Source organism: Jeotgalibacillus sp. R-1-5s-1, assembly GCF_004405105.1.
In the GTDB taxonomy this organism is placed as follows: Bacteria; Bacillota; Bacilli; order Bacillales; family Jeotgalibacillaceae; genus Jeotgalibacillus.
The window spans coordinates 1-497 of the sequence record NZ_SORW01000037.1 but is presented as its reverse complement, the minus strand read 5'-3'; the positions used below and the strand labels follow the sequence as shown (position 1 = coordinate 497).

The window sequence follows — 497 nt, the reverse complement described above, 5'->3', positions numbered from 1 at the left end:
GATTCTCGGTTTATCTTGCTTTGTTTGATGTCGTTATCCAGTTTTCAAGGAACGAATCTGATCACTCTTTCTATAGAAGAAAGAAGAAGATCAGGATTTTCACACAGTAAAAAATTCCGAGTGATGTTTCCCACTCGAAAGAGTGTGGTTGGTGGAGCCTAGCGGGATCGAACCGCTGACCTCCTGCGTGCAAGGCAGGCGCTCTCCCAGCTGAGCTAAGGCCCCGTATTGGGTATGAAATTTATATGGTGGGCCTAAGTGGACTCGAACCACCGACCTCACGCTTATCAGGCGTGCGCTCTAACCAGCTGAGCTATAGGCCCCTTTTGAAGGTTGAACCCTCAAAACTAAACAACCAAGTGCGTCACGTTTCTGTGTTGTGATGTTCCCCGCAAGGGGTCACACAATATCCTTAGAAAGGAGGTGATCCAGCCGCACCTTCCGATACGGCTACCTTGTTACGACTTCACCCCAATCATCTGTCCCACCTTAGGCGG

2 tRNA genes and 1 rRNA gene are annotated in these 497 nt (G+C 49.3%); all 3 read right to left on the bottom strand.

Going from position 1 to position 497, the window contains the following annotated elements:
- Window positions 1-149 precede the first annotated feature (149 nt).
- Window positions 150-225 (bottom strand) — tRNA-Ala (locus tag E2491_RS12630).
- 21 nt (window positions 226-246) lie between these two features.
- Window positions 247-323, bottom strand: a tRNA-Ile gene (locus tag E2491_RS12625).
- A gap of 93 nt (window positions 324-416) precedes the next feature.
- Window positions 417-497, bottom strand: a 16S ribosomal RNA gene (locus tag E2491_RS12620); the annotation flags it as partial.